The sequence below is a fragment of the Enterovibrio baiacu genome (genome assembly GCF_004120195.1).
GTDB lineage: Bacteria > Pseudomonadota > Gammaproteobacteria > Enterobacterales > Vibrionaceae > Enterovibrio > Enterovibrio baiacui.
In genome coordinates this window covers 1-22155 of record NZ_SCHN01000011.1, presented here as the reverse complement: position 1 = coordinate 22155, position 22155 = coordinate 1, and the positions used below count along the sequence as shown (strand labels likewise).

The window sequence follows — 22155 nt, the reverse complement described above, 5'->3', positions numbered from 1 at the left end:
TTCGCTCAATACACGTTTAATGCATTTATTTCAATTCCGCGCTCGTCGGCACAAGAGACAAGGCCACTGGTGTGTAACAAACACTGGTTGACGCCGCTTCACCGTAAGCGTCCGCGTTCACTTCAGCACAGTAATCTTCGACCACGCCGAGTTTACCGTCAGCCGCTGAACCCCACGCCCATACCTTGCCGTTGTCATCAACCGCAAAATGGCTTGATGTATTTGAATTCAACGACAGAACGTTTACCTCGCTCAACGTTTCATTCTTCACAGGCTGAACCGCAATTTGTCGCTCGATACCAAGATCATCAACCGCGTACCCATTGCCCATGTAGCCTGATCCCATGTCACCCCAAGAGTAAACATCACCGCCCAGTGTCAGCGCGTGAGCGTTGCGGCTACCACCCTGGAATTCAACAATACGATCACCACTTAGGTTTTCAGGAAGCAAGTTTACAAGCACTTCTGGCGTAGGCAGTGACGTGATGTCTTCCACTTTGTAAAGCGTGCCTGCGCTGTTCGCAACAGGTGTACCTTGAGCAAGTGCGCCATAGTCATTGCTGCCCCAGCCGTATACGGTACCTTCTGCATCAACCGCCAAACCGTAGTCAGCGCCAGTTTCTACTGCGATGATGTTTTTACCTTCTAAAATCTTCGCTGGCATGGAACGGTCTGCATTGACGGTGCCATCACCTAGCTCACCACCACGGGCATTGTTACCCCAAGAGTAGACATCGCCTTGCGCCGTCAGGGCAAAAACATGGTGGTCACGAATCGCAACAGACACAATAAATTCGTCCGCAGGAATGTCCACCAGCCCGAAGGTATTTTGATCTGCATCTTTGTCGTCCACACGGCCTAGCTGCAAATTCCCATTGTCACCCGCTGAATACACCTTGCCTGAGCGCGTGACAACATAGGCACTCGCACTGCCGCTGGTCGCATACACCGCTAGCTCGTCATCGGGTAATGTCACTTCCACTGGCGCATCGACGGTGTCTTCATGACCGAGACCTAATTGACCACGGTTGTTAGGGCCAAACACAAACAAGCGACCGTCTTCCGTCACCATGGTGCCATCAATTTGATCGGTAGAGATGGATTTGAACGTAACACCATCCGTGTCAATCCACGCAGAGGTAGGGTTTGAAAGGCCGTAGAGACGCTGGTTCAACAAATCGACATAGCATCCACCTTCCGCTTCTGTCAGGCCATCTCGTGGTTCCGTGACCAGTTCAGTGCCTTCTGGCAGATAGAGGTCCGATGCTCGGCCAAGCTTGGTGCGCATTTTTCCGTCGCAGTAGCGGTTCAGATCTTCGCCATAAGCAAAACCGCCATAGTTCTCGCCAAAGCTGAAAGGCTTACCTTCCGCGCTCAAGCCTAGGGTGTGGTGGTTACCCGCGGCCATGGCAATGTCTGAGCCTGCTTGCTCCCATTTCACAAAGGCATACGCTTGCGCGTCGCCGACATCACCCACAATGTTCTCGTATTGCGCATCAGAAAGTTTTTTGAAAGCGCGCTTACGCTTAGAAGAAGTTGCCGCATCAAGGGACAATCCGTTGTACATGTCACCATCGCTGTCGAGCGCGATCAGCATTTTTAGGAGTTTGACAGATTCCTCGTCACGCAAGTCATCTTCACGTACCAACGCAGCAAGTGATACCGTTTCTTTTCCTTTCACTTTCGAAAATTTCACGCCATCCACGCTGAAACGGACTTTGTCGCCAGCAAAGTAATAAAACGAGCCCTCTTCGTCCGTTGTCCCTTTATAAACCGAAGATTCGTAATGCATTCCCTCCACGGGAAGATCTAGCTTGCCTTCCTTTAACGCTGGGCACCCTGTCAATACAACGGCGGTACTTGCCAATGCCAGTGACATCCATTTTTTGTTGAGCATTATTTTCCCCTTTGGTTATGCGCATGATACTGGTTTCGATTCTTATTCTCATTTGAGGAAAAAACAATATGCGCCTAACGCAGATCAGGCAGTAATTCCCCCCCCCAATCTTAAACAGGACTTTTGTCTCAATAGCTGACACGTTAATAAGCCAATGATGCTTTCTATTGCATACACAACATGGTTTTATGGAAGGATAAATGCGTGATTTTTGTTCACACCAGCATGTGGTTATCGCGGGGTCTATCTGAATCCGACCCAAATCTAGATTTTCATCACCTCACGCAATCAAGGAGAAACAATGACGTTCGAAACTTGGCTCGCCTTTCTGTCGATTGCTTTTATCGCGGCGCTTTCTCCAGGGCCTGCGATCTTACTGGTGATGACGCATTCGGTTCGTTCAGGGTTAAAAAAAGCGGTGTTTACGATCTTGGGGAATGTCACGGGGCTGTTTTTGATGTCTTCGTTTTCAGTGCTGGGGCTGAGTGCCTTGGTGTTGAGCTCTGCCACCGCGTTTTTGGTGATCAAAGTGCTGGGGGCGTGCTACCTCTTTTACCTCGGCATAAAAACATGGCGAAACGGCATGGCAATTTCTTTGGACGATGCGCCTAAAACCGTGAATACCAAAAGTTACTATCTGCAAGGTGTGCTGGTTGCCCTCACCAACCCAAAAGCCATTGTCTTTACCACGGCGTTATTTCCGCAGTTTATCAACATCAACGAAGCGCTATTACCTCAGTTTTCTTTACTGGTCGTCACGCTCATGTGCTGTTCAATCACCTGTCTGTGCGGGTATGGCTATTGGGGCGTGAAAGCCTTCACGCGATCCAAGCGCCTTGCTCATTCCAAATGGCTGCCACGTACCTTTGGCGGTACATTCATGGGTGTAGGAGTCATGCTTGCGTTAACCGCGCAGCGCTAAGCCTGAACAAGCAGCGCCGTAAGCAACATCACCATCGTAAACAACACCACGGATAACCCTTTCCAAAAGCGCACGGGGTCTTTTTCGATCATCGCGCGCTGTTGGCTTGTCTTTTCTAGATCCCGGTTCGGGGTCAGCAAATCTTGCTCAAACTCTGACAGCACGTCATACCGCGCGGATGGAATGGAATGACACGCCTTTTTCAGCGCTGCATCAAACCAATCAGGCACATCAGGCCGAAACACCACCGCAGGGGTGTAGGTTTGTCGGTTTGATGCTCGTGGGTTTGACGCATTCACTGGCTTAAACGGTAAATGCCCTGTGAGCATTTCGTAGAAGGTTACACCGAGTGAATAGACGTCTGACGACAAGGTGGCTTTGTTTCCCTTCAAATACTCAGGCGCAGCATAATTTAAATCCCCAACGGGATAACTTTCTTCAACATGCCCTGACAGTTCTTCCAAGCCTTGCGCTTGTGCCGTCCCATAATCGATCAGGACAAGGTTCATGTCTTTATCCACCATCAGGTTGTCAGGCTTGATATCACGATGCACCACAGCCATACGCTGTAAGACGCGCATCGAACGAATCGCGCCTTTGGCAAGCGTACGGATTTGCGTGAGTGTCGGCGTCGGGTTATCAAGCATCCACTGCCTGAGCGTCATCCCATCCACATAATCACAGACATGATAGAGGAAGCGCGAATGCCAAGTTTGGGGGTGAATTTTCATCACGCCACGCTGCCGTACTTGCTCTCCGATCCACCCTTCCCGAATAAAGCCAGACAGATACACGTCGTCGTCCGCGAAGTTCTGAGACGGCATTTTCAAAACGTATTGTTTGTCATCTTGCGTGCTTCTCGCGAGATACAAATGGCTTCGGCTTCCGCTGTATATCACGCGCTTGATCTGGAAGTGGTCGATCTGTTGCCCTTCCAACAACACTGGCGGGATAACTTGTTCTGCGCGATGCCGAAACGCCTCATCGAAAGCAGCTTTCGGCAACGCATCAATGGCAAGAAACAGGCAGGAGATATTGTCATCACTGCCCGCCGCCAACGCTTTGTCTACCAGCGCTGTCGCAACGGTCTCAAGGCTTTCGTCTTGGCCGCATACCTTGCCTTTCAGGAAGGTAAGTATGTCCTTTTCTGACAAGGCATCATGCACGCCGTCTGTGGTCATCAACAACACATCACCAGCCTGAACCGCGGATAACTTGTAGTCGACTTCTAAATGGCTATCAATGCCAAGAGCACGCGTTAAGTGGTGCTGTGTTTTGCTGGTGTAACGGCGGTGGTCTTGAGTTAACTGCGTCAGCGTTTTATCTCGAAGAAGATAAACCCGACAGTCACCCATGTGAAAAAGATGGGCAGTGTTTGATTTAATGACAACGCCCGTAAACGCGGCGACCATGGCATTGGATTTCTCACCGTCTTGCTTTGCGTGATGGAAAAGCCAATGGTTGATGGATTTAAGTACCGCCCCCGCTGACGATTTCACAGACCACGTGTTCGGCGTATCCATGTAGTCATTGATGAATTCCGTCACACTGGTTTCGCTGGCCTTTTGGCTGACCTCGCTTGAACTTACGCCATCCGCAATCGTCGCAACCACGCCTTTGTGTTTGAGTTCACTCAGGTTGCTGGGGATTTTAACGGCAAAGGCATCTTGATTTGGGGGCTTTCGCCCCGCAACAGAGCCCCCTCCCGCGCGAACGACGAGCCGAGAAGCAAGCTTCTCGGACTCTTTCGCGGCATTTGACGCCATGTAAGGCGTGGACAATACCTCGGGTTTCATAGTTAGGCTTTCGCTACATCAATCATGGTGATCGTGCCATCGTCATTCACTTCGGCAATTTGGCCGGAAGGCTCTTCCATAAAGAGTAACGTGACAAAGCCAAGCACCGCTGTACCGGCAATGATTAAGAAGAAGGTACTGTAATCCACCAGCGACAACACAGTGAGGTACACCACGGCACCGACGTTACCGTATGCGCCCGTCATACCCGCAATTTGGCCTGTCATACGACGTTTAATCAGTGGCACGGCTGCAAATACTGCCCCTTCACCCGATTGCACGAAGAACGAACAGCCCATTGCTGCGACAACCGCGAGCCAGACTGGCCAAGCGCCATCCACTTGTCCCATCACAAAGTAACCCACTGCCAGGCCAGCCGTTAGGATAAGCAGCGTCGGTTTACGACCAAATTTGTCCGACAGCCATCCGCCACCTGGGCGAGACATCAAGTTCATGAAGGCATACGCCGATGCCACCATGCCTGCTACGACAGGGGTCAGTTCAAACGTGTCGGCAAAGAACAGTGGCAGCATGGAAACCACAGCCAGCTCAGAGCCGAAGGTGGCGAAGTAGAGTACATTCAACACGGCCACTTGCTTAAATTTGTACTGGTGAATTTCAGGCACAGGCTCGACAAACACATGCTTGTTCACTTTCCATACTTGAGCGGCATCGAACGCATAAATCAGCGCAAGCACCACGTAAATAGCCATCACAATCGCGTCTGATAACATGCCAATGCCTGATGGCGACAGTTTCCACGCCAGTAGCGCTAGCGCACCGTACATCGGCATTTTCATCAGCAGCAGCAAGTAGAAATCGCTCTTAGAGGTCACTTCCATTGCACCGCCATTTTTCGGCTTGTAGTACGTCGCGCCTTTTGGCGTGTCAGTAACGCTTCTGTAGAAAATAACCGAGAAGAACAAGCTCATGAGGCCTGTAATACCCATGGCATAACGCCAGCCATCTTCACCACCAAACATCACGGCAACCGTTGGAAGAGTGAATGCAGCCGCTGCTGAGCCAAAGTTACCCCAACCGCCGTAAATGCCTTCTGCTGTGCCTAACTCGTTATGCGGGAACCACTCTGATACCAAGCGAATACCGATAACGAAACCTGCGCCAATCAAACCCAGTGCAAAGCGCGCAATGGCGGCTTGAACAAAGTTATCGGAGAGCGCGAACACGAAACAGGGAATAGAACAAATCGCGAGCAAGAGTGAGTAAACCAAGCGTGGCCCGTATTTGTCTGTGAGCATGCCGACGATGACCCGAGCGGGTATGGTGAAGGCGACGTTTAGAATAAGAAGTGTTTTGATTTCTGCGGTGGTTAATCCTAATGATTCCTTTACCGATTGCAGTAATGGCGCAAAGTTAAACCACACCACAAACGTAATAAAAAAGGCGAACCAACTTAAATGAAGTATTTTCATTTTCCCTGTAAAGGAAAATACGTTGAACTTCTCGCTACCTGACATAATTCCTGTCCTCGTTAATAAATAATCCTTTGAACTGCAACGTTTTATTTCTGCAGTTTTCATGTCTCTGGCTTTTCATTTTTCCCTTATTTTGGGCGCACTTGTCCCACCGTGGCTTGCGCTGAGAGCGTCAGAGCACGAGGTTTTAAAAACAACAACCTGATAAGGAAAAGAAGACAGTGCGGTTACACCCTATTTCGCTGCGAAAAGGCACACTGTCTATTAACGCTCCATCGATGCCGCTGCATCCACAGAGCGTGAGCATCGGTTTATTTGATATTCAGCGTACCTAATTGAACAGCACCGTCATGCTGTCGAACGGGATAGGTAATGACCGACACGGATTCGTCCTCTATGCACTCTCCACTGGTGAGGCAAAAATGCTGTTTATACAGCGGAGAGGCAATCACGGTTTTTTCGCCAATGGACCCGAGAAGCCCGCGCGACAGCACGTTCGCCTTCCCTATCGGATCGAAGTTGTCGATCGCATAAAGCGTGTCGGTTTTTCCGCAGAGAAAGATGGCGACTTGCTTGTCGTTGAACAGAGCACAAATACCCGTGTTCTCTACCAAATCTGTCTTATCGCAAATGGTTTGCCACTGATACATACCGCCTCTCCTACCCTTCAATCTCTACAACATCAATGCGTTTTTCTGGCTCTGCCGCGACCTTCGTCGGCTCTACAATTTGCACTGCAGGTGCAGGCACTCTCTGACCACGCTCCGTGATGAATTTCAACCCACTGTCAGCTTGGTCGCTGTTGATGAAGTGTTTGAAGCGTTTGAGTTTTTCTGGTGATTCGATGGTGGTTTTCCACTCACATTGGTACTGACCGAGGCTGGCTGCCATCTCTGCTTCCAACTCTTCACCAATAGCGAGCTTGTCTTCAATCACCACTTGTTTGAGATAGCCCAATCCACCTTCAAGGTTTTCCAGCCACACAGAGGTACGCTGCAAACGGTCTGCGGTGCGGATGTAGAACATCAAAATGCGGTCGATGTATTTGATCAGGGTTTCACGATCAAGGTCGGACGCGAACAGATCAGCATGACGCGGGCGCATGCCGCCGTTGCCACAGACATACAAGTTCCAGCCGTTTTCTGTTGCGATGATGCCAATGTCTTTCGATTGGGCCTCCGCACATTCGCGCGTACAGCCTGACACCGCAAATTTCAGCTTGTGTGGAGAACGAAGCCCTTTGTAGCGATCTTCGATGTTGATGGCGAAGCCCACGCTGTCATCCACACCGTAACGACACCATGTAGAACCCACACAAGATTTCACCGTTCGAACCGATTTCCCGTAGGCATGCCCGGTTTCAAACCCTGCATCAACGAGAATTTTCCAAATTTCTGGCAATTCATGTAACTGGGCGCCGAACAAGTCAATGCGCTGGCCGCCCGTCACTTTGGTGTAGAGGTTGTAGTCTTTCGCGACCTGCCCCAGCACAATCAATTTGTCGGGGGTGATTTCGCCACCAGCGACGCGTGGCACGACGGAATAGGTGCCGTCTTTTTGCATGTTACCCAAGTAGATATCGTTGGTGTCTTGTAGCCCCATGTGCTCGTTTTTCAACACATAGTCATTCCAAAATGACGCCAAGATCGACCCGACGGTCGGCTTACACACATCACAGCCCAGCCCCTTACCATGGCTTTCTAACAACTCATCGAAGGTTTTGATTTTCTTGATGCGAACAATGTCCGCCAATTCTTGGCGCGTATACTCAAAGTGCTCACACAAGTTGTTGTTCACCTCGTGCCCAAGCGCAGCAAGCTCTGCATCCATCACTTGCTTGGTCAGCGCCGCACAGCCACCACAGCCCGTTGAGGCTTTGGTTTCCGCTTTCAGATCTGCCATGGTGGTGCAACCTGACGCCACCGCTGTTTTGATGCAGCCTTTGGTCACGTCATAACACGAACAAATCTGCGCCTCATCCGGCAAGGTCGCTAACCCTGCCGATCCAGAATCACTGTCAGCCGCGTCATTAGACAGGAGCAACACAGAAGGGAACTCAGGAAGAGGCAAGCCATTCAGCATGGTTTGTAATAGGTTCGGGTAGCTTTCAACGTCCCCCACCAACACCGCACCCAGCAAAGTTTTCCCATCTTCTGAAACGATGATCCGTTTGTAGACTTGCTCAATGCCATCCGAGAATGTGTAAGACTGGGCGCCCGGCGTTGATCCTTGCGCATCACCGATGCTAGCAACATCCACACCCAACAATTTGAGTTTGGTGCTCATGTCAGCCCCTTTAAACTCGGCCTCGGTGCCGCAAATTGACGCAACCGCAACCTTGGCCATTTGGTAACCCGGCGCGACTAAGCCAAAGATTTTCCCATCCCAAAGCGCACATTCACCGATGGCGTAAATGTCGCTATCATTGGTTTGGCATTGGTTGTTAATGACGATACCGCCACGCTCTCCCAAAGCCAGATCATGGGCTTTGGCGAGTTCGTCTTGAGGACGGATACCCGCAGAGAACACCACCATATCGGTCTCAAGTTCTGTACCATCTGCAAAGGTGAGTTTGTATCGACACGTCTCGCCTTTCGTGATGCTTTGCGTGGCTTTTTCAGTGTGAACATTCACGCCTAATGCCGTGATTTTTTGCTTCAGCAGCTCGCCGCCGCCCTCGTCCAACTGCACCGCCATCAGACGTGACGCAAACTCCACCACATGGGTTTCCAGCCCCATATTTTGAATGGCATTTGCCGCTTCCAAGCCCAATAGGCCACCGCCAATGACGACGCCAACTTTGCTGTTGTCGCCAGAAGCGCGAATGGCTTCTAAATCTTCGATGGTGCGATAGACATGGCAATGCGGCTGCTCGTTACCTGGAATCGGTGGAACAAACGGGTATGAGCCTGTGGCGAGCACCAAGCTGTCGTAAGCAATCTCGCGACCTTGATCTGTGACCACACATTTTTTCTCGCGCTGAATAGACACCACTTTTTCGTTCAAAAAGTACGTGATGCCTTTCTCTTTATATTCGTTTTCACTGGTCAGCATGAGATCGTCGGCATCTTTGCCGCTAAAGAAGCTGCTAAGTTGGACGCGGTCATACGCTAAGCGCGGCTCTTCAGAAAAGGTAATGATCTCAAACTGAGCGTCGCTGTTTTTTTGGGACAGTTCGTCAATGAATCGATGCCCAACCATGCCGTTGCCAATAACGACAATACGTTTCTTTTCCATGCTCAAATCCTTATGCAGAAAGCTTTTCAAGTTGTTCTGTGGTCTGCGTAATAAACCAATCCAATTCTTTTGCCAGCGAGACAACCTTGCCCACGACAATCAATGACGGCGACACCACCGCTTCGTGCTTGATGGCATCCTTGATCGTGGCGAGGTCGCTGATAAATACGCGCTGGTCAGCGGTACACCCTTTCTCGATCACCGCGACAGGCGTTGTTGAAGGCAAACCGGCTTGAGAGAGTTCTTCGCTGATGAGGGACAGCTTCGACAGCCCCATGTAGAACACCAAGGTATGATCCAAAGCGGCGAGTGCGCTCCAGTTTACTGACAAATCTTTTTCGGCATGCGCTGTCACCAAGGTACAACCTTGTGATAAACCGCGATGCGTAAGAGGAATACCTGCATAGCTGGTGCAGCCGGAAGCGGCTGTGATCCCAGGAATGACTTCCACTTGAATGTCTTCCTGATGCAGGGTCTGCATTTCTTCCCCGCCTCGGCCAAAGACAAAAGCGTCTCCACCTTTTAGTCGGCACACATTTTTTCCACGCTGCGCCAATTCAACCAGCAAGGCGTTGGTATCATTCTGGGGGACACTGTGCGCGCCCTTGGCTTTACCGACGTAGAAAATGTCTTTGTCTGAAGGAATGAGCGAGAGAATCTCTGCACTGACGAGTCTGTCATAGACGACAACATCGGCCTGTTGAATGCAACGGAGTGCTTTAATGGTCAATAAATCGGGGTCACCCGGCCCCGCACCAACCAGAAAGACAGTACCCACCTTGCGCTGGCTTTCTTCGAGTTTCGCTCTCTTGTTATTCACGCCATCAAAAACGCTTGATGAAATAGCGGCAACACGTGCTTGCCTTAATAACCCTTCACGACCTTTGAGTGTATAAGACTGTTTATTTGGCATAATTGAATATGTGCGATTTGCCATCCTGACCTCATCAATACATCCATGCGATAATTCACGTTAAAGAAATAAACACACTTCTATTTTCACGAATGCGTCTTTTGTGAAATCATCGCTTTCTATTTTTTTGTCAATAGAGCAAGTAGAGTGCCAGCACAGCCAAGCATGAGTTCATAAAATCATAACTAAATGTTTTATATACTCTATTTATTTACCCCCTATCTTCAAAAACAATTAAAACCGCTTTCAATGATTCATTGAAGTGCACTTTTTACGTGCACCTTTTTATTGCATTGCACCAGAATGAACAGAAACTATTAATAATTTTCATTGTTCGCACTTTCTTGGCGCAGAGACAAAAACTCAACCACATCATTCTTTTAACCTAAAAACCCTGCATTCATTCCAACTATGCCGCTGTTATTTTTACCAATGTTGAAAGTGGCGCGTTATTTGCTGTGTGTTACTCGCAAACAAATAAGAAATGAAACAGGGATAGGTGAGTGAAGTGACAAATATCCAAACTACATCAGAGAAAGACAAAAGCGAATGGATCAAGTCTACGTGTGCCTATTGTGGTGTCGGTTGCGGGATCGAAGCCAAGGTTAATGCATCCGGGAAACTCGACGTTAGAGGGGATGAATCTCACCCTGCTAACCTAGGCCGACTCTGCTCAAAAGGATTATCGCTCGGTGACACCGTCACGACTGAAGGGCGATTGCTTACCCCTTCCATAGAGGGTGAAGCGACAACATGGAACACTGCGCTTAACCATGTTGCGACCTCTCTCAACGATATCATCGAAGAACATGGCCCCGATGCCGTTGCATTTTATGTGTCCGGGCAGCTTTTGACCGAGGACTACTATGTCGTCAACAAATTGATGAAGGGCTTCATTGGGTCTGCCAACATCGACACCAATTCCCGTCTTTGCATGGCCTCTGCCGTGGCGGGTCATAAACGCGCTTTTGGGGAAGATTGTGTACCCGGCACTTATGAAGATTTAGACATCGCAGATCTCGTCGTTTTGGTGGGATCAAACCTCGCTTGGTGTCATCCCGTGCTGTATCAACGCTTGAAAGCCGCGAAAGAGACACGCGGAACCAAAGTTGTGGTCATTGATCCACGTAGAACCAGTACCTGTGAAATCGCGGACTTGCACCTCCCACTGACGCCCGGCAGCGACATTGCGCTGTTCAATGGTTTGCTGGCCGATCTCGCCAAGCATGGACAACTGAACCAAAGTTACATTGCCAACCACACGACAGGGTTAGATGACGCACTCACACAAGCACAACGTTTCAATTCGGTCGCTGCTGTGGCCCGAGCGACGGGATTGAAACTGTCAGACATCGAGACCTTTTACCGCCTGTTTCGCCAACATGTCAGAACCGTCACCATGTTCTCCCAAGGTGTGAATCAGTCCACCAGCGGCACGGACAATACCAACAGCATTTTGAATTGCCACATCGCCACTGGCCGCGTTGGACTCCCTGGTAGCACCCCCTTTTCCATCACGGGTCAACCCAATGCCATGGGGGGACGCGAAGTCGGCGGGCTTGCCAACACGCTCGCAGCACATTTGGAGTTTGGCAACGACACACACGCCGCCTTGGTCAGTGATTTTTGGCAAACCGACAGATTGGCGACACAACAAGGTTTGAAAGCCATCGACATGTTCGACGCCATCGAAAGCGGGAAAATCAAAGCGCTGTGGGTGATGGCGACGAACCCCGCGGTCAGTCTGCCTGACAGTGATCGGATCGCGCAGATTTTGGAGAAATGCCCGCTGGTCATTGTGTCTGACTGTGTGTCGACATCCGAAACCTTGGATTACGCCCACGTGAAACTGCCCGCGCAAGGGTGGAGTGAGAAATCCGGAACGGTTACCAATTCAGAACGCATGATTTCTCGTCAGCGTCGACTACTGCCGACACCAGGGGAAGGTAAACCCGATTGGTGGATCGTGAGTGAAGTGGGCAAAAGGATGGGGTTCCCTCACGCCTTCGATTACCCCACTGAAGCGCACATTTTCAAAGAATATGTCGCGATGACGACGATCGGAAACCAAGACGGTGATGCGACAAAACGGAAGCTAAACCTCTCCGCGTTGAAGGGATTGTCCGTCGACGATTACAACACGTTCCCGCCGACGCGCTGGCCCATCGTGAGCAATGACATTGCGTCGGGGCGTCTTTTCACCCAAGGGGATTTTTCCACACCAGATGGAAAAGCGCGGTTTATTGCCGTTGATCACAAAGCGCCTGTAAGCCCGATTACGCCGCAATACAGCATGATCCTCAACTCAGGGCGAATTAGAGACCAATGGCACACCATGACGCGTACAGGGCTTTCTGCGGCATTAAACGCCCATACCATCGAACCCATTATCGAAATCAACCCGTTCGATGCGACAGACAGGGGCATCAAAGAAGGCCAGCTGGTTAATGTGATGAGCCATGTCGGCGAGCAGGTTTTTAAAGCCCACGTGACCAATCGCGTGATTCCGGGACAGAGCTTCGCGCCGATCCACTGGAACAAGATGAATTGCTCCGGTGGAAAGGTAACGGCGGTGATCCCCGCACACACCGACCCCATTTCGGGTCAACCCGAATTTAAAACAACACCTGTGTCTATCAAACCTTTGATGATGCAAAGCGCGGTCAGCTTGGTGACGAAAACACGGCTTACCAAGCAACAGCTCAACACATTCGATGCAGACTATTGGGTGCTTCAAGCCATCGAAGGGGGTTACCTCTACCACTTTCAATTCAAAGAAAGCTGTGCCTCCGTGCCCGCCAAGATCATGACATTGGCGCCTGTTGAAAGCGCCGCCCTCGTTCATGGCAACGCAGAGCATGGGCGTCGTGTTGTGACTTATCAGGACAAAATGCCGTTGTTTGCATTTTCAGCCTTTCCGCTCAAGCAAGAAAGTGAACAGCCAGACATATCACAGCTTCTCGCCAGTCAATTTGATAGCCAAGACATTCACGCCTTTCTCTCAGGTTCGCTGGCCGCCCGCTCCCCGATTGTCTGTGCCTGTAAACAGGTGTCGTTAGATACCATTGAAGTGGCATTAATTGATGGTAATGCGGAAAGTGTTCAAGACGTCAGCAACCAAACGCTCGCAGGTACCGGTTGTGGCAGTTGTACCGCAGAGATAGGCAACATTGTCGATCGCGTCTGTACACGCAAGTTGGCGCAACGAAAAGCAGGATAGAGCGAGAAGCGAGAAGCGAGAAGCGAGAAGCGAGAAAAAAATAGAGGGGTTTAGCGCCGCATTCCTTCTTTTATTTTGCTAACACCACTGGAATAAAAAAGGCAGCCATCAGGCTGCCTGTTCAATGTTCACGCCGAAGAATTACTTCTTCTTACGCTTATCTGTGATTTCCCATTTACCGTCGATAAATAGGCCAGTCCAACCTGATGGCTTGCCATCATCTTCGGTGCGCACGTAGTTTTCTTTGCTCTTACGGCTAAAGCGAACCACAGCTTTGCGACCGTCAGGGTCTTGTGCTGGTGCATCTGCCAGATATTGGTATTTTTCTGGAATGCGATCTTTAAAGCGAACCAGTTCTTCAACCAAAGGCGCACGGGTTTCGCGCGATTTAGGGAAGTTACTTGCTGCCATGAACAGTCCGGATGCACCATCGCGAAGCACAAAGTACGCATCTGAGTTTTCACAAGGAAGCTCAGGGAAATGTACTGGGTCTTCTTTTGGTGGCGCAACTTCGCCATTCTTTAGGATCTTGCGCGTGTTCTTACAAGTTTCAGAGGTGCAATCCATGTACTTACCGAAACGGCCATTTTTCAGCACCATGTCAGAACCACATTTGTCACACTCAACCACAGGGCCATCATAGCCCTTGAGTTTGAACTCGCCTTTCTCAACCAAATAACCGTCACAGCTTGGGTTATTACCACAAACGTGCAGTTTACGATCTTGGTCAATCAGATACGCATCCATCGCCGTTTCGCACTTAGGACAACGTTTCTTCGCACGCAATGCGGCGGTTTCAACGTCTTCTTCCAGTACGTTAACGATGCCTTCTTCATCCATCAAGTTGATGGTCGTTTTACAGCGCTCTTTTGGTGGCAATGCATAACCCGAACAGCCGAGGAATACGCCTGTTGATGCGGTACGAATACCCATTTTACGGCCACACGTCGGACAATCGATGTCAGTCAAAACGATGCTGTTAGGCTTCATACCGCCTTCAAGCTCATCCAACTCCGCTTTGCTCAGATCATCGGTAAACGCTTTGAAGAAGTTGTTCAGTACGTTTTTCCAATCTTCACTGCCCATCGCGATTTTATCGAGGTTACCCTCCATACGCGCAGTGAAGTCGTAATCCATCAGGTCAGCAAAGCTGCCATCAAGACGACCCGTCACAATCTCACCCATCTTCTCAGCGTAGAAACGACGCTGCTCTACACGCACATAACCACGATCTTGAATCGTCGAAATGATCGATGCGTAGGTTGATGGACGGCCAATGCCGCGCTTCTCAAGCTCTTTAACAAGCGCCGCTTCGGTAAAGCGTGCAGGTGGCTTGGTGAAGTGTTGCTTCGGATCGACAGTTTCAAGTGTTAGCGTCTCGCCCACATCCACATGCGGTAAGGTAGTATCTTCGTTCTTGCCCATTGGGCGTTGAACGCGAGTCCAACCATCGAAACGTAGCGTGCGGCCTTTCGCTTTCAGCGTAAACTCGCCCGCTTTTACTGTAATGGTGCTTGAATCGTATTTTGCAGGTGTCATTTGACACGCAACAAATTGACGCCAAATCAGGTCGTACAGACGATGCGCATCTGGGTCCATGCCCTGAAGATCATCGGCTTTCACGTCAATGCTTGAAGGACGAATCGCTTCGTGCGCTTCTTGAGCATTGCCTTTCGAACCGTATTTAATCGGTGCTGACGGCAAGTAATTTTCACCGTATTCGCTACCGATAAACTCACGTGCAGATTCAACCGCTTCTTGGCTCAAGTTGGTCGAGTCGGTACGCATATAGGTGATGTAACCGCCTTCGTACAAGCGCTGAGCCAGCATCATGGTCTTCTTCACGCCAAAGCCCATACGGGTGCTCGCCGCTTGCTGCAGCGTTGACGTAATAAAAGGTGCTGATGGCTTGCTCGATGTCGGGCGGTCTTCACGGTCAGCGACTTTGTACGTTGCTTTTTTCAACGTATCCGTCGCTGACATCGCTTGCTCTTGGTTTAGCGGTTTAAACGCTTCGCCATTTTGCTGAGCTACCACCAAACGCAGTGCGTTCTGGCTCGCGGTCGTCGTGTCAGTGTGAATATCCCAATATTCTTGTGGGATAAACGCTTTGATCTCATGCTCACGCTCAACAAGTAACTTAACCGCCACCGATTGAACACGACCTGCAGACAAACCACGTGCAACTTTCTTCCACAGCAGTGGAGACACCATGAAACCAACAACGCGATCTAGGAAGCGGCGTGCTTGCTGTGCATTCACGCCATCCATGTTCAATTCGCCAGGCGCTTGGAACGCTTGCTGGATTGCATTTTTGGTGATTTCGTTAAACACAACGCGCTTGAAGCGGCTGTCGTCGCCGCCGATGATTTCCCGCAAGTGCCAGGCAATCGCCTCACCCTCACGGTCCAAATCCGTTGCGAGATAAATAACGTCTGCTTTCTCAGCAAGCGTTTGTAGTTCAGAAACGACCTTTTCCTTACCCGGTAAGATCTGATAGTTCGCTTTCCAATCACGGTATGGGTCGACACCCATCTTGTTGATCAGCGAGTTCTTGTCCTTTTCTTTTTTAATGCGTTCTTTTTCTTCTACGCTCAGCCCTTTGGTAGAGGTAGGTGCAGCTTTTTTACCGCCTTGTGAAGCGCCGGTAGGCAGATCGCGGACGTGACCAACACTCGATTTAACGATGAAGTCCTTGCCCAGATATTTATTTATCGTTTTTGCCTTTGCCGGGGACTCCACGATAACGAGAGATTTACCCATAGTGACCAGTACGCCCTTGCGTTTAAAATTCAATCTATTAATTCAAATCACGTGCATTATGGTGGCACGCTGACGCTATTTACAATATTGAGCGACTAGATCTGAATATCAACCTGTTTCTTTCGAAATCCCCCCGATTGGTTGCTGCTTCCACAGTTGTTGTTCTTTTGTGAACAGCCAATCGGACATATTGGGGGTTTAGCGTAGTCTCACATCTGCAAGCGCGCTAATCATTACCATTGACGCATGCAGAAAGGCCATTTCGCAATTAATTTTTCTGGCTTGGCTCACAATAACATTGCTTTTGGCGATGTTTTCGTCAGCTAGAACCGATTGCCTAACACATATGCAATGGGATTATAATAGACACTCATTTTTCATCATCATGCAGAAAAGTATGTCAGACAAGACTCCTATCTCCGCCACTGAGCTTCTCAACATCGCCAACGCGATGATCCGCGATCATGACGCTTACATCGAAGGCATGAACGCCGATTCCGTTGAGGAAAAAGCCGGTGTGATGGTCTTCAAAGGCGAATATTTCCTCGACAGCAATGGACTACCCACTCCAAAAACAACCGCTGTTTTTAATATGTTTAAGTTCCTTGCGCATCAGCTTTCGAAGCAATATACATTGACCTAGTGATAATGATATCGGTGATATCTAGCCAACGATATTTGCTGAATTTAACATCTACCGCTAAATGCTGAATCAAGGACCTGAACGCTCAGGCCCTTGATTTTTAGCTAACTGGCAAACAACTTCTTCATTACTTTTGATGCATCTGTTTGCATGTAAGCATTGTAAAACGCTCGTGCTCCCACCGAATTGATATGATTATTGTCGCTATACAAAGGCTTACCATGTAACGAACTTACGCATTCGTCGCGATCACAAACCAGCTTCGGCATGTCAATAATCACTGTTTCAGGATACTTGCGCTGTAAATCCAACAGCAAATTATTCGCGTAGGAGTATCTATCAAAAAATGGCATAGAGCGTGTGTCGCAACTATCCTTTGCCGCCCAACGATAATTCGATTTTTTAACCAAGCAATTGCTTGGCTTGAAAGGAAATGATGGCACCTGTCCGAACACTACCGGGGTTTTCCCATGTGCAATAAGGGTAGCAATTGTCTTTTCTAACCCCGCAGAAAACACGCGGCGATTGTTGTTGATGCTCTCCGAGCGATCACTATCATCGCCGAGATAGATATTTCGACCATCTTCGTTTTCGGCAAGCGTTGTTTCCGAATATGTCGCCCATCGGCCTCCGAGAAAAACAACGTCGACGTCAGTCGCAAGAATTCTTTTCAACAACTGCTCATTGCTTTGGTAACAGTGTGCTTCTAGCTCTCCATGACGCACACGTCCACCCTCAGCAATGGGAGGACAACCACCTTGACCACCATATAAGGCTCCAAAGTGATATTTTTTCCCTAACTCTTCTACGAACGACTGGAAGTGTTCCGCATGCGAATCTCCCCAAAGAAACGCACTAGGTGAAGAAACGGATTGGTCGCCCAACAACATTGGCCGGAATGGTTCGAAACCTTCGAATTGCTTTCGACTCTGCCCATCGAACTCAATTTTAGACACAGAATCATAGTATAGCGCCATTGCCTCAGCACTAAATCGCTCAGGAAAACCTTCTTGTTTATCAATATGCTTAGCAATTAGAACAAAAGAAAGAACAGGAATAATGAAATACCCCAAAAACACATATTTTCTTTTCAATTTAAAATGTCGAGCAGGATTCTCCACGAGCTTCATACTTAAATAAGAGAGTACGAAAGTTAATATTGAGCAAAAGACGAAACCTTTAACACCAAAACCAGGCTGATAATAACGGTAGAATGCTTGAATAGGCCAATGCCATAGATAAAGAGAGTATGATAATTTCCCGAGCCATACCAACAGTGGCATGGACAAAATTCGTGTAATTGGTGTGTTTTTTCTCTCACCTGAGAAAATGATGAGTGCAGCGCCAAAACAAACAATCGCAGCATTCACACCAGGGAAAATATCACCTTTGTCGAGAGTAATTAACGCAATAACAACAAGTAGCGCACCTACAATGCCTGTGAGGAAATAGACATGGGCTTTGTAATATTGATCTTCACTTCTCAATTGAGATAGCCGCAACGCAAGTGCCGCACCAATAAGCATCTCAAATGCTCGGCTTTGAAGAAGAAAGTAAGCCTCCGAAGGGGAAGTTAGTGCCAAGTATTGTGAATAGCCAATCATTGATAGTAGTGCGACGATGAGCACTTTAGGCACTATTCTTGATGATAGATAGCGAGAACAAAACAACAGAACGATTGGCCATATAAAGTAAAATTGCTCCTCAACCGAAAGCGACCACATGTTCAACAAGGGCATGGTTTCTGACGATGGTGCGAAATACCCGGTATTCTTTTCAAAATAAATATTAGAAATAAATACTGACGCATAACGTAAGCTATCAGAAAACGCCGAAAAGTCGTTAGGTGCAAATAAAAAATAGGCGGAGACTAGACTGCACAATGCAACCATATAGAATAGTGGTAAAATACGTTTAATTCTTCGCTCATAAAACTCTAGAAAGGTAAAATCCCCAGATTTAATTTGCGGATAGATTGCAGACGTAATAATAAATCCAGAAATCACGAAGAAGATATCTACACCAATGAATCCACCCGGAAGAATATCTTTATTGAAATGAAAAACGATCACTAAAAGAACAGCGATAGCCCTGAGACCATCGACATCTGGTCGATACTTAATACTTGCCATAGAAGCGCTTAACCTAGACTCTATACACGATTCTCAAAGCTGAAGTCACTCCAATCATGGAGATAACATCCGAATTACTTTCGCTAAACTTATCAAGCCGTGAGCAAGGCAAAGAAGACTCTGCCAAAGTCGTACAATGAAGGTTGAGCATTTCCATGTAGTGATATTCTCTGTAACCGATGGTTACAGCAGCCAGAATCCCACCAACCACTAGCAAACATAGTGTTCACAGTGGTAAAAATCTCTTGTTTTAAAACCATTACAACCATGTCACTGATTTCAAAACAAATTTAAAAAAAATTTAAAAAACAAAAAGTCGGCAGTTGCATTGTTGCCCCTGCCGACTTTCCTATGTTACCAAATTTTGGGCTTATCCCTCAAACACCGCGGTATCTTTTTCTTTGTCCTCTCGAACAGAGTTTCCGCCCTGATCAGACTTATCACCACCACGCCCTTTCGGGTCTGGGCCAAACTGATTTGGACCTGGCGTGCCATCCAGAATCCCCAACTCAACCAAAGCAAAGATGGGGCCGATTATTGGCAAGAAGGTGACCACAATCCACCACGGGTTCTTATTGCGGTCTTTCAATCGTTTAATGTTAAGCGCAAGCGAAGCAAAAATCGCAAACAGTGTGATCACTACCGTCAGTACATCAAGCAAAGCATTCCCACCTTGATAAAACAAGGTAGGTACCACAGCGAACATCACGGGTAAGCTGTATAGCCAGTAATCACGGCGTCTCATTCGGCCTTGGAACGAAAACAAAGCCCATTTCTGATTCATGTTGACTCCTAAACGATCGGACGCTGGCCGCGGCTAATCCATTTCAACAGTAGACGATCTGTTGCTTCTGCCGCTGAACCTGCGATTTTTTCTGCCAGCTTCTTACGTTGCACGTAGCGAATACCCAAAACGTCTTTTTCTTTGACTGCGGTGACGAGGTAATCGTCGCTTGTACCCACACTGTCAATCAGTCCCAATGGCAGGGCTTGATTGCCAAACCAGTGTTCACCCGTAGCGACTTTTTCCAGATCCAACGATGGACGGTGGTCTGCAATAAAGTCTTTAAAAAGAACGTGTGTTTCTTCTAATTCACTGACGAATTTTTCGCGCGCTTTGTCGGTATTTTCACCGAACATAGTTAGCGTACGTTTGAATTCACCCGCAGTGAGCTGTTCAAATTCAATGTCATGTTTTTTAAGCAGTTTATTGAAGTTTGGCAATTGTGCGATAACGCCAATTGAGCCAACAACGGCAAACGGAGCAGCGATAATGTTGTCCGCCACACATGCCATCATGTAGCCGCCACTCGCCGCCACTTTATCAACAGAAACGGTCAGCGGAATGCCTGCTTGCTTAATGCGAGCAAGCTGTGAAGAGGCAAGGCCATAGGCGTGCACCATGCCACCACCACTTTCAAGGCGTACCATCACTTCGTCGCCGTCTTTTGCGATGGCTAGAATGGCGGTGATTTCTTCACGCAATGCAGTTACTTCGCGGGCATCGATGCTGCCTTTGAAATCCACCACGAAAAGATGGGGTTTGCGGCTTGATTCCAGTGACGCGGAATCGGTCATTTTTTTGGCTTCAGCCTTCGCTTCCTTAGCTTTGGCTTTTTCGGATTTTTTCTCTGCTTTATCACGAGCCTTGAGTGCGGCCTCGTCATAAATGTGTGATTCCATCGCGTGGACAAGGTCTTTGTGCTTGTCCGTCAGATTGGTGATTTCGAGTTCCCCTTTCTGACCTTGTTTGCCACCAGCGCTTTTTGCAATGATGAGAACAGCGATGACTGCGACAGCAAACGTCAGAACTTTGGCCAGAAACAGGCCGTAATCAAGCAAGAATTCCAAACTGTGTTCCTCTTTATCGTTATATCTCGCCATTCTACTACTATTCGAGCGCGAGATTCACGAGGGATGTGTATCAAAGTGCTGGTTTCGCCTCGCTTTCTTTGCAACAGCTTATTGTTTCTTGTCTGCGAGCCAACTTACAATGCAAGGGTAAACGCCTTTCTCTAACGAGCATGCATGACGCATGGGCAGCGAGATTAACAGGCAGGATTGCCGATAAGAAAAGGAATATTGTAACGTGGAGTATCAAGTAGCAGCCGATGCATTAAGCGGTAAAGTGATTTTAGTTACCGGCGCGGGTGATGGTATTGGACGACAAGCCGCACTCAGTTACGCTCAACACGGTGCAACCGTCATCTTGCTTGGACGCACAGTGAAGAAGCTGGAAAGCGTGTACGATGAAATCGAAGCCGCTGGCGGCGCGCAACCCGCCATCATCCCGCTCGATATGCTCGGCGCAACTCGCCAGCATTACATCGACATGGTTGATACCATTGAACAGCAATTTGGACGCCTTGATGGTGTGCTGCATAACGCAGGCTTGTTGGGTGTGTTGAGTCCGTTTGACCAAATTGAAGAAAAAGCCTTTGATGAAGTGATGCAAGTCAACGTCAAAGCGACGTTCCTAATGACTCAAGCGATCATGCCACTGATGCAAAAGTCAGAAGACGCACGCATCGTGTTTACCTCTTCCACCGTAGGCCATGCAGGTCGCGCATTCTGGGGCGCTTATGCCATGTCTAAATTCGCAACTGAAGGCATGATGCAAGTGCTGGCAGACGAGTTGAGCAACACATCCGTGAAGGTTAACGCCATTAACCCAGGTGGCACGCGTACACGAATGCGCGCATCCGCTTTCCCTGGTGAAGATGCGAAAACCCTGAAAACACCGGAAGACATTATGCCGCTTTACGTTTACTTGATGGCACCAGAAGGCGCAGCGGTGAACGGTCAATGCATTGATGCACAGCCGAAGCGATAGAGGCTAGAAGCTAGAAGCTAGAAGCTAGAAGCTAGAAGCTAGAAAAAGCATTGATTACTGTCCCGTCCTAAAATAAGTTGACGGTTTTAAGTAAGAGCCAGTGGGTATTGCCTACTGGCTTTTTCATGTACCTCATTTGGGGTTTGCATCCCTAGGCTGAGGTGCGGCCTAAGTTTGTTGTATATATCGATACTTTCCTTCACCAGCGATAGCAACTCTGCTTTGTTTTTGCATCGATAACGCAAGAACTCTTGTTTGAGAATGCCATTGACCCGTTCCGCTAGTGCGTTCTGATAACAGTCATACCCGTCAGTCATGGATGCGCGCCATCCTTTTGTTATCAACTGAGACTGAGACTGATAT

Annotated in this window: 15 protein-coding genes; 4 read left to right on the top strand and 11 right to left on the bottom strand. The window is 48.7% G+C overall.

Features of this window, described 5'->3' with window-relative positions:
- Positions 1 to 25 precede the first annotated feature (25 nt).
- A complete protein-coding gene (locus tag EQP46_RS12630) occupies positions 26 to 1897 on the bottom strand; it encodes an RCC1 domain-containing protein (RefSeq protein ID WP_129494005.1) in 1872 nt (623 codons plus the stop codon).
- A gap of 301 nt (positions 1898 to 2198) precedes the next feature.
- Between EQP46_RS12630 and EQP46_RS12625 the strand changes: the two genes are divergently transcribed.
- Positions 2199 to 2819: a LysE family translocator gene (locus EQP46_RS12625; protein WP_129494004.1), complete on the top strand. Its 621-nt coding sequence runs from the start codon at positions 2199 to 2201 to the stop codon at positions 2817 to 2819.
- Here the strand turns inward: EQP46_RS12625 and EQP46_RS12620 are convergent.
- The 5 genes from EQP46_RS12620 to cobA all read right to left on the bottom strand — a co-directional run bounded on the left by EQP46_RS12620 (position 2816) and on the right by cobA (position 10225).
- Positions 2816 to 4615, bottom strand: coding sequence for a bifunctional protein-serine/threonine kinase/phosphatase (locus tag EQP46_RS12620; RefSeq protein ID WP_129494003.1), 1800 nt, complete (start codon positions 4613 to 4615; stop codon positions 2816 to 2818). The genes EQP46_RS12625 and EQP46_RS12620 overlap by 4 nt on opposite strands.
- 2 nt (positions 4616 to 4617) lie before the next feature.
- Positions 4618 to 6093, bottom strand: coding sequence for a NarK family nitrate/nitrite MFS transporter (locus EQP46_RS12615; protein ID WP_129494002.1), 1476 nt, complete (start codon positions 6091 to 6093; stop codon positions 4618 to 4620).
- Between the two features lie 269 nt (positions 6094 to 6362).
- A complete protein-coding gene (gene nirD / locus EQP46_RS12610; RefSeq protein ID WP_129494001.1) occupies positions 6363 to 6701 on the bottom strand; it encodes a nitrite reductase small subunit NirD in 339 nt (112 codons plus the stop codon).
- A gap of 10 nt (positions 6702 to 6711) precedes the next feature.
- Positions 6712 to 9288, bottom strand: coding sequence for a nitrite reductase large subunit NirB (gene nirB / locus EQP46_RS12605; RefSeq protein WP_129494000.1), 2577 nt, complete (start codon positions 9286 to 9288; stop codon positions 6712 to 6714).
- A 10-nt stretch (positions 9289 to 9298) separates the two neighbouring features.
- The gene (gene cobA / locus EQP46_RS12600) at positions 9299 to 10225 is read right to left on the bottom strand and encodes a uroporphyrinogen-III C-methyltransferase (RefSeq protein ID WP_129493999.1); all 927 of its coding nucleotides are present in this window, start codon (positions 10223 to 10225) and stop codon (positions 9299 to 9301) included.
- A 475-nt stretch (positions 10226 to 10700) separates the two neighbouring features.
- Between cobA and EQP46_RS12595 the strand changes: the two genes are divergently transcribed.
- The gene (locus tag EQP46_RS12595) at positions 10701 to 13421 is read left to right on the top strand and encodes a nitrate reductase (protein WP_129493998.1); all 2721 of its coding nucleotides are present in this window, start codon (positions 10701 to 10703) and stop codon (positions 13419 to 13421) included.
- Between the two features lie 141 nt (positions 13422 to 13562).
- Here EQP46_RS12595 and topA read toward each other — a convergent pair whose 3' ends face one another.
- Positions 13563 to 16184: a type I DNA topoisomerase gene (gene topA, locus EQP46_RS12590; protein WP_129493997.1), complete on the bottom strand. Its 2622-nt coding sequence runs from the start codon at positions 16182 to 16184 to the stop codon at positions 13563 to 13565.
- A 397-nt stretch (positions 16185 to 16581) separates the two neighbouring features.
- Here topA and EQP46_RS12585 point away from each other — a divergent pair, with 397 nt between their 5' ends.
- Positions 16582 to 16827 (top strand): YciN family protein, encoded by a 246-nt coding sequence (locus tag EQP46_RS12585; RefSeq protein ID WP_167482766.1) that lies wholly within the window; start codon positions 16582 to 16584, stop codon positions 16825 to 16827.
- 104 nt (positions 16828 to 16931) lie between these two features.
- Here the strand turns inward: EQP46_RS12585 and EQP46_RS12580 are convergent, their stop codons facing one another.
- From EQP46_RS12580 to sohB, 3 genes are all read right to left on the bottom strand, one after another.
- Positions 16932 to 18959: an acyltransferase family protein gene (locus tag EQP46_RS12580; protein ID WP_129493995.1), complete on the bottom strand. Its 2028-nt coding sequence runs from the start codon at positions 18957 to 18959 to the stop codon at positions 16932 to 16934.
- A gap of 370 nt (positions 18960 to 19329) precedes the next feature.
- Positions 19330 to 19743 carry a DUF805 domain-containing protein gene (locus EQP46_RS12575; protein WP_129493994.1) on the bottom strand — a complete coding sequence of 138 codons (414 nt, stop codon included), beginning with the start codon at positions 19741 to 19743 and terminating at the stop codon, positions 19330 to 19332.
- A gap of 8 nt (positions 19744 to 19751) precedes the next feature.
- Positions 19752 to 20810, bottom strand: a complete 1059-nt coding sequence (gene sohB, locus EQP46_RS12570; protein WP_129493993.1) for a protease SohB — start codon at positions 20808 to 20810, stop codon at positions 19752 to 19754.
- A gap of 238 nt (positions 20811 to 21048) precedes the next feature.
- Here sohB and EQP46_RS12565 point away from each other — a divergent pair, with 238 nt between their 5' ends.
- Positions 21049 to 21792, top strand: coding sequence for a YciK family oxidoreductase (locus EQP46_RS12565; protein ID WP_129493992.1), 744 nt, complete (start codon positions 21049 to 21051; stop codon positions 21790 to 21792).
- An 86-nt stretch (positions 21793 to 21878) separates the two neighbouring features.
- Here EQP46_RS12565 and EQP46_RS12560 read toward each other — a convergent pair.
- Positions 21879 to 22155 (bottom strand): integrase core domain-containing protein (locus EQP46_RS12560; RefSeq protein WP_161972862.1); only part of this gene is annotated, 277 nt, incomplete at its 5' end.

Bases quoted from the DNA above. Each gene is read 5' to 3' on its own strand.
- EQP46_RS12630 (WP_129494005.1), bottom strand. From the start codon at position 1,897: ATGCTCAACAAAAAATGGATGTCACTGGCATTGGCAAGTACCGCCGTT.
- EQP46_RS12625 (WP_129494004.1), top strand. From the start codon at position 2,199: ATGACGTTCGAAACTTGGCTCGCCTTTCTGTCGATTGCTTTTATCGCG.
- EQP46_RS12620 (WP_129494003.1), bottom strand. From the start codon at position 4,615: ATGAAACCCGAGGTATTGTCCACGCCTTACATGGCGTCAAATGCCGCG.
- EQP46_RS12615 (WP_129494002.1), bottom strand. From the start codon at position 6,093: ATGTCAGGTAGCGAGAAGTTCAACGTATTTTCCTTTACAGGGAAAATG.
- nirD (WP_129494001.1), bottom strand. From the start codon at position 6,701: ATGTATCAGTGGCAAACCATTTGCGATAAGACAGATTTGGTAGAGAAC.
- nirB (WP_129494000.1), bottom strand. From the start codon at position 9,288: ATGGAAAAGAAACGTATTGTCGTTATTGGCAACGGCATGGTTGGGCAT.
- cobA (WP_129493999.1), bottom strand. From the start codon at position 10,225: ATGGCAAATCGCACATATTCAATTATGCCAAATAAACAGTCTTATACA.
- topA (WP_129493997.1), bottom strand. From the start codon at position 16,184: ATGGGTAAATCTCTCGTTATCGTGGAGTCCCCGGCAAAGGCAAAAACG.
- EQP46_RS12585 (WP_167482766.1), top strand. From the start codon at position 16,582: ATGTCAGACAAGACTCCTATCTCCGCCACTGAGCTTCTCAACATCGCC.
- EQP46_RS12580 (WP_129493995.1), bottom strand. From the start codon at position 18,959: ATGGCAAGTATTAAGTATCGACCAGATGTCGATGGTCTCAGGGCTATC.
- EQP46_RS12575 (WP_129493994.1), bottom strand. From the start codon at position 19,743: ATGAATCAGAAATGGGCTTTGTTTTCGTTCCAAGGCCGAATGAGACGC.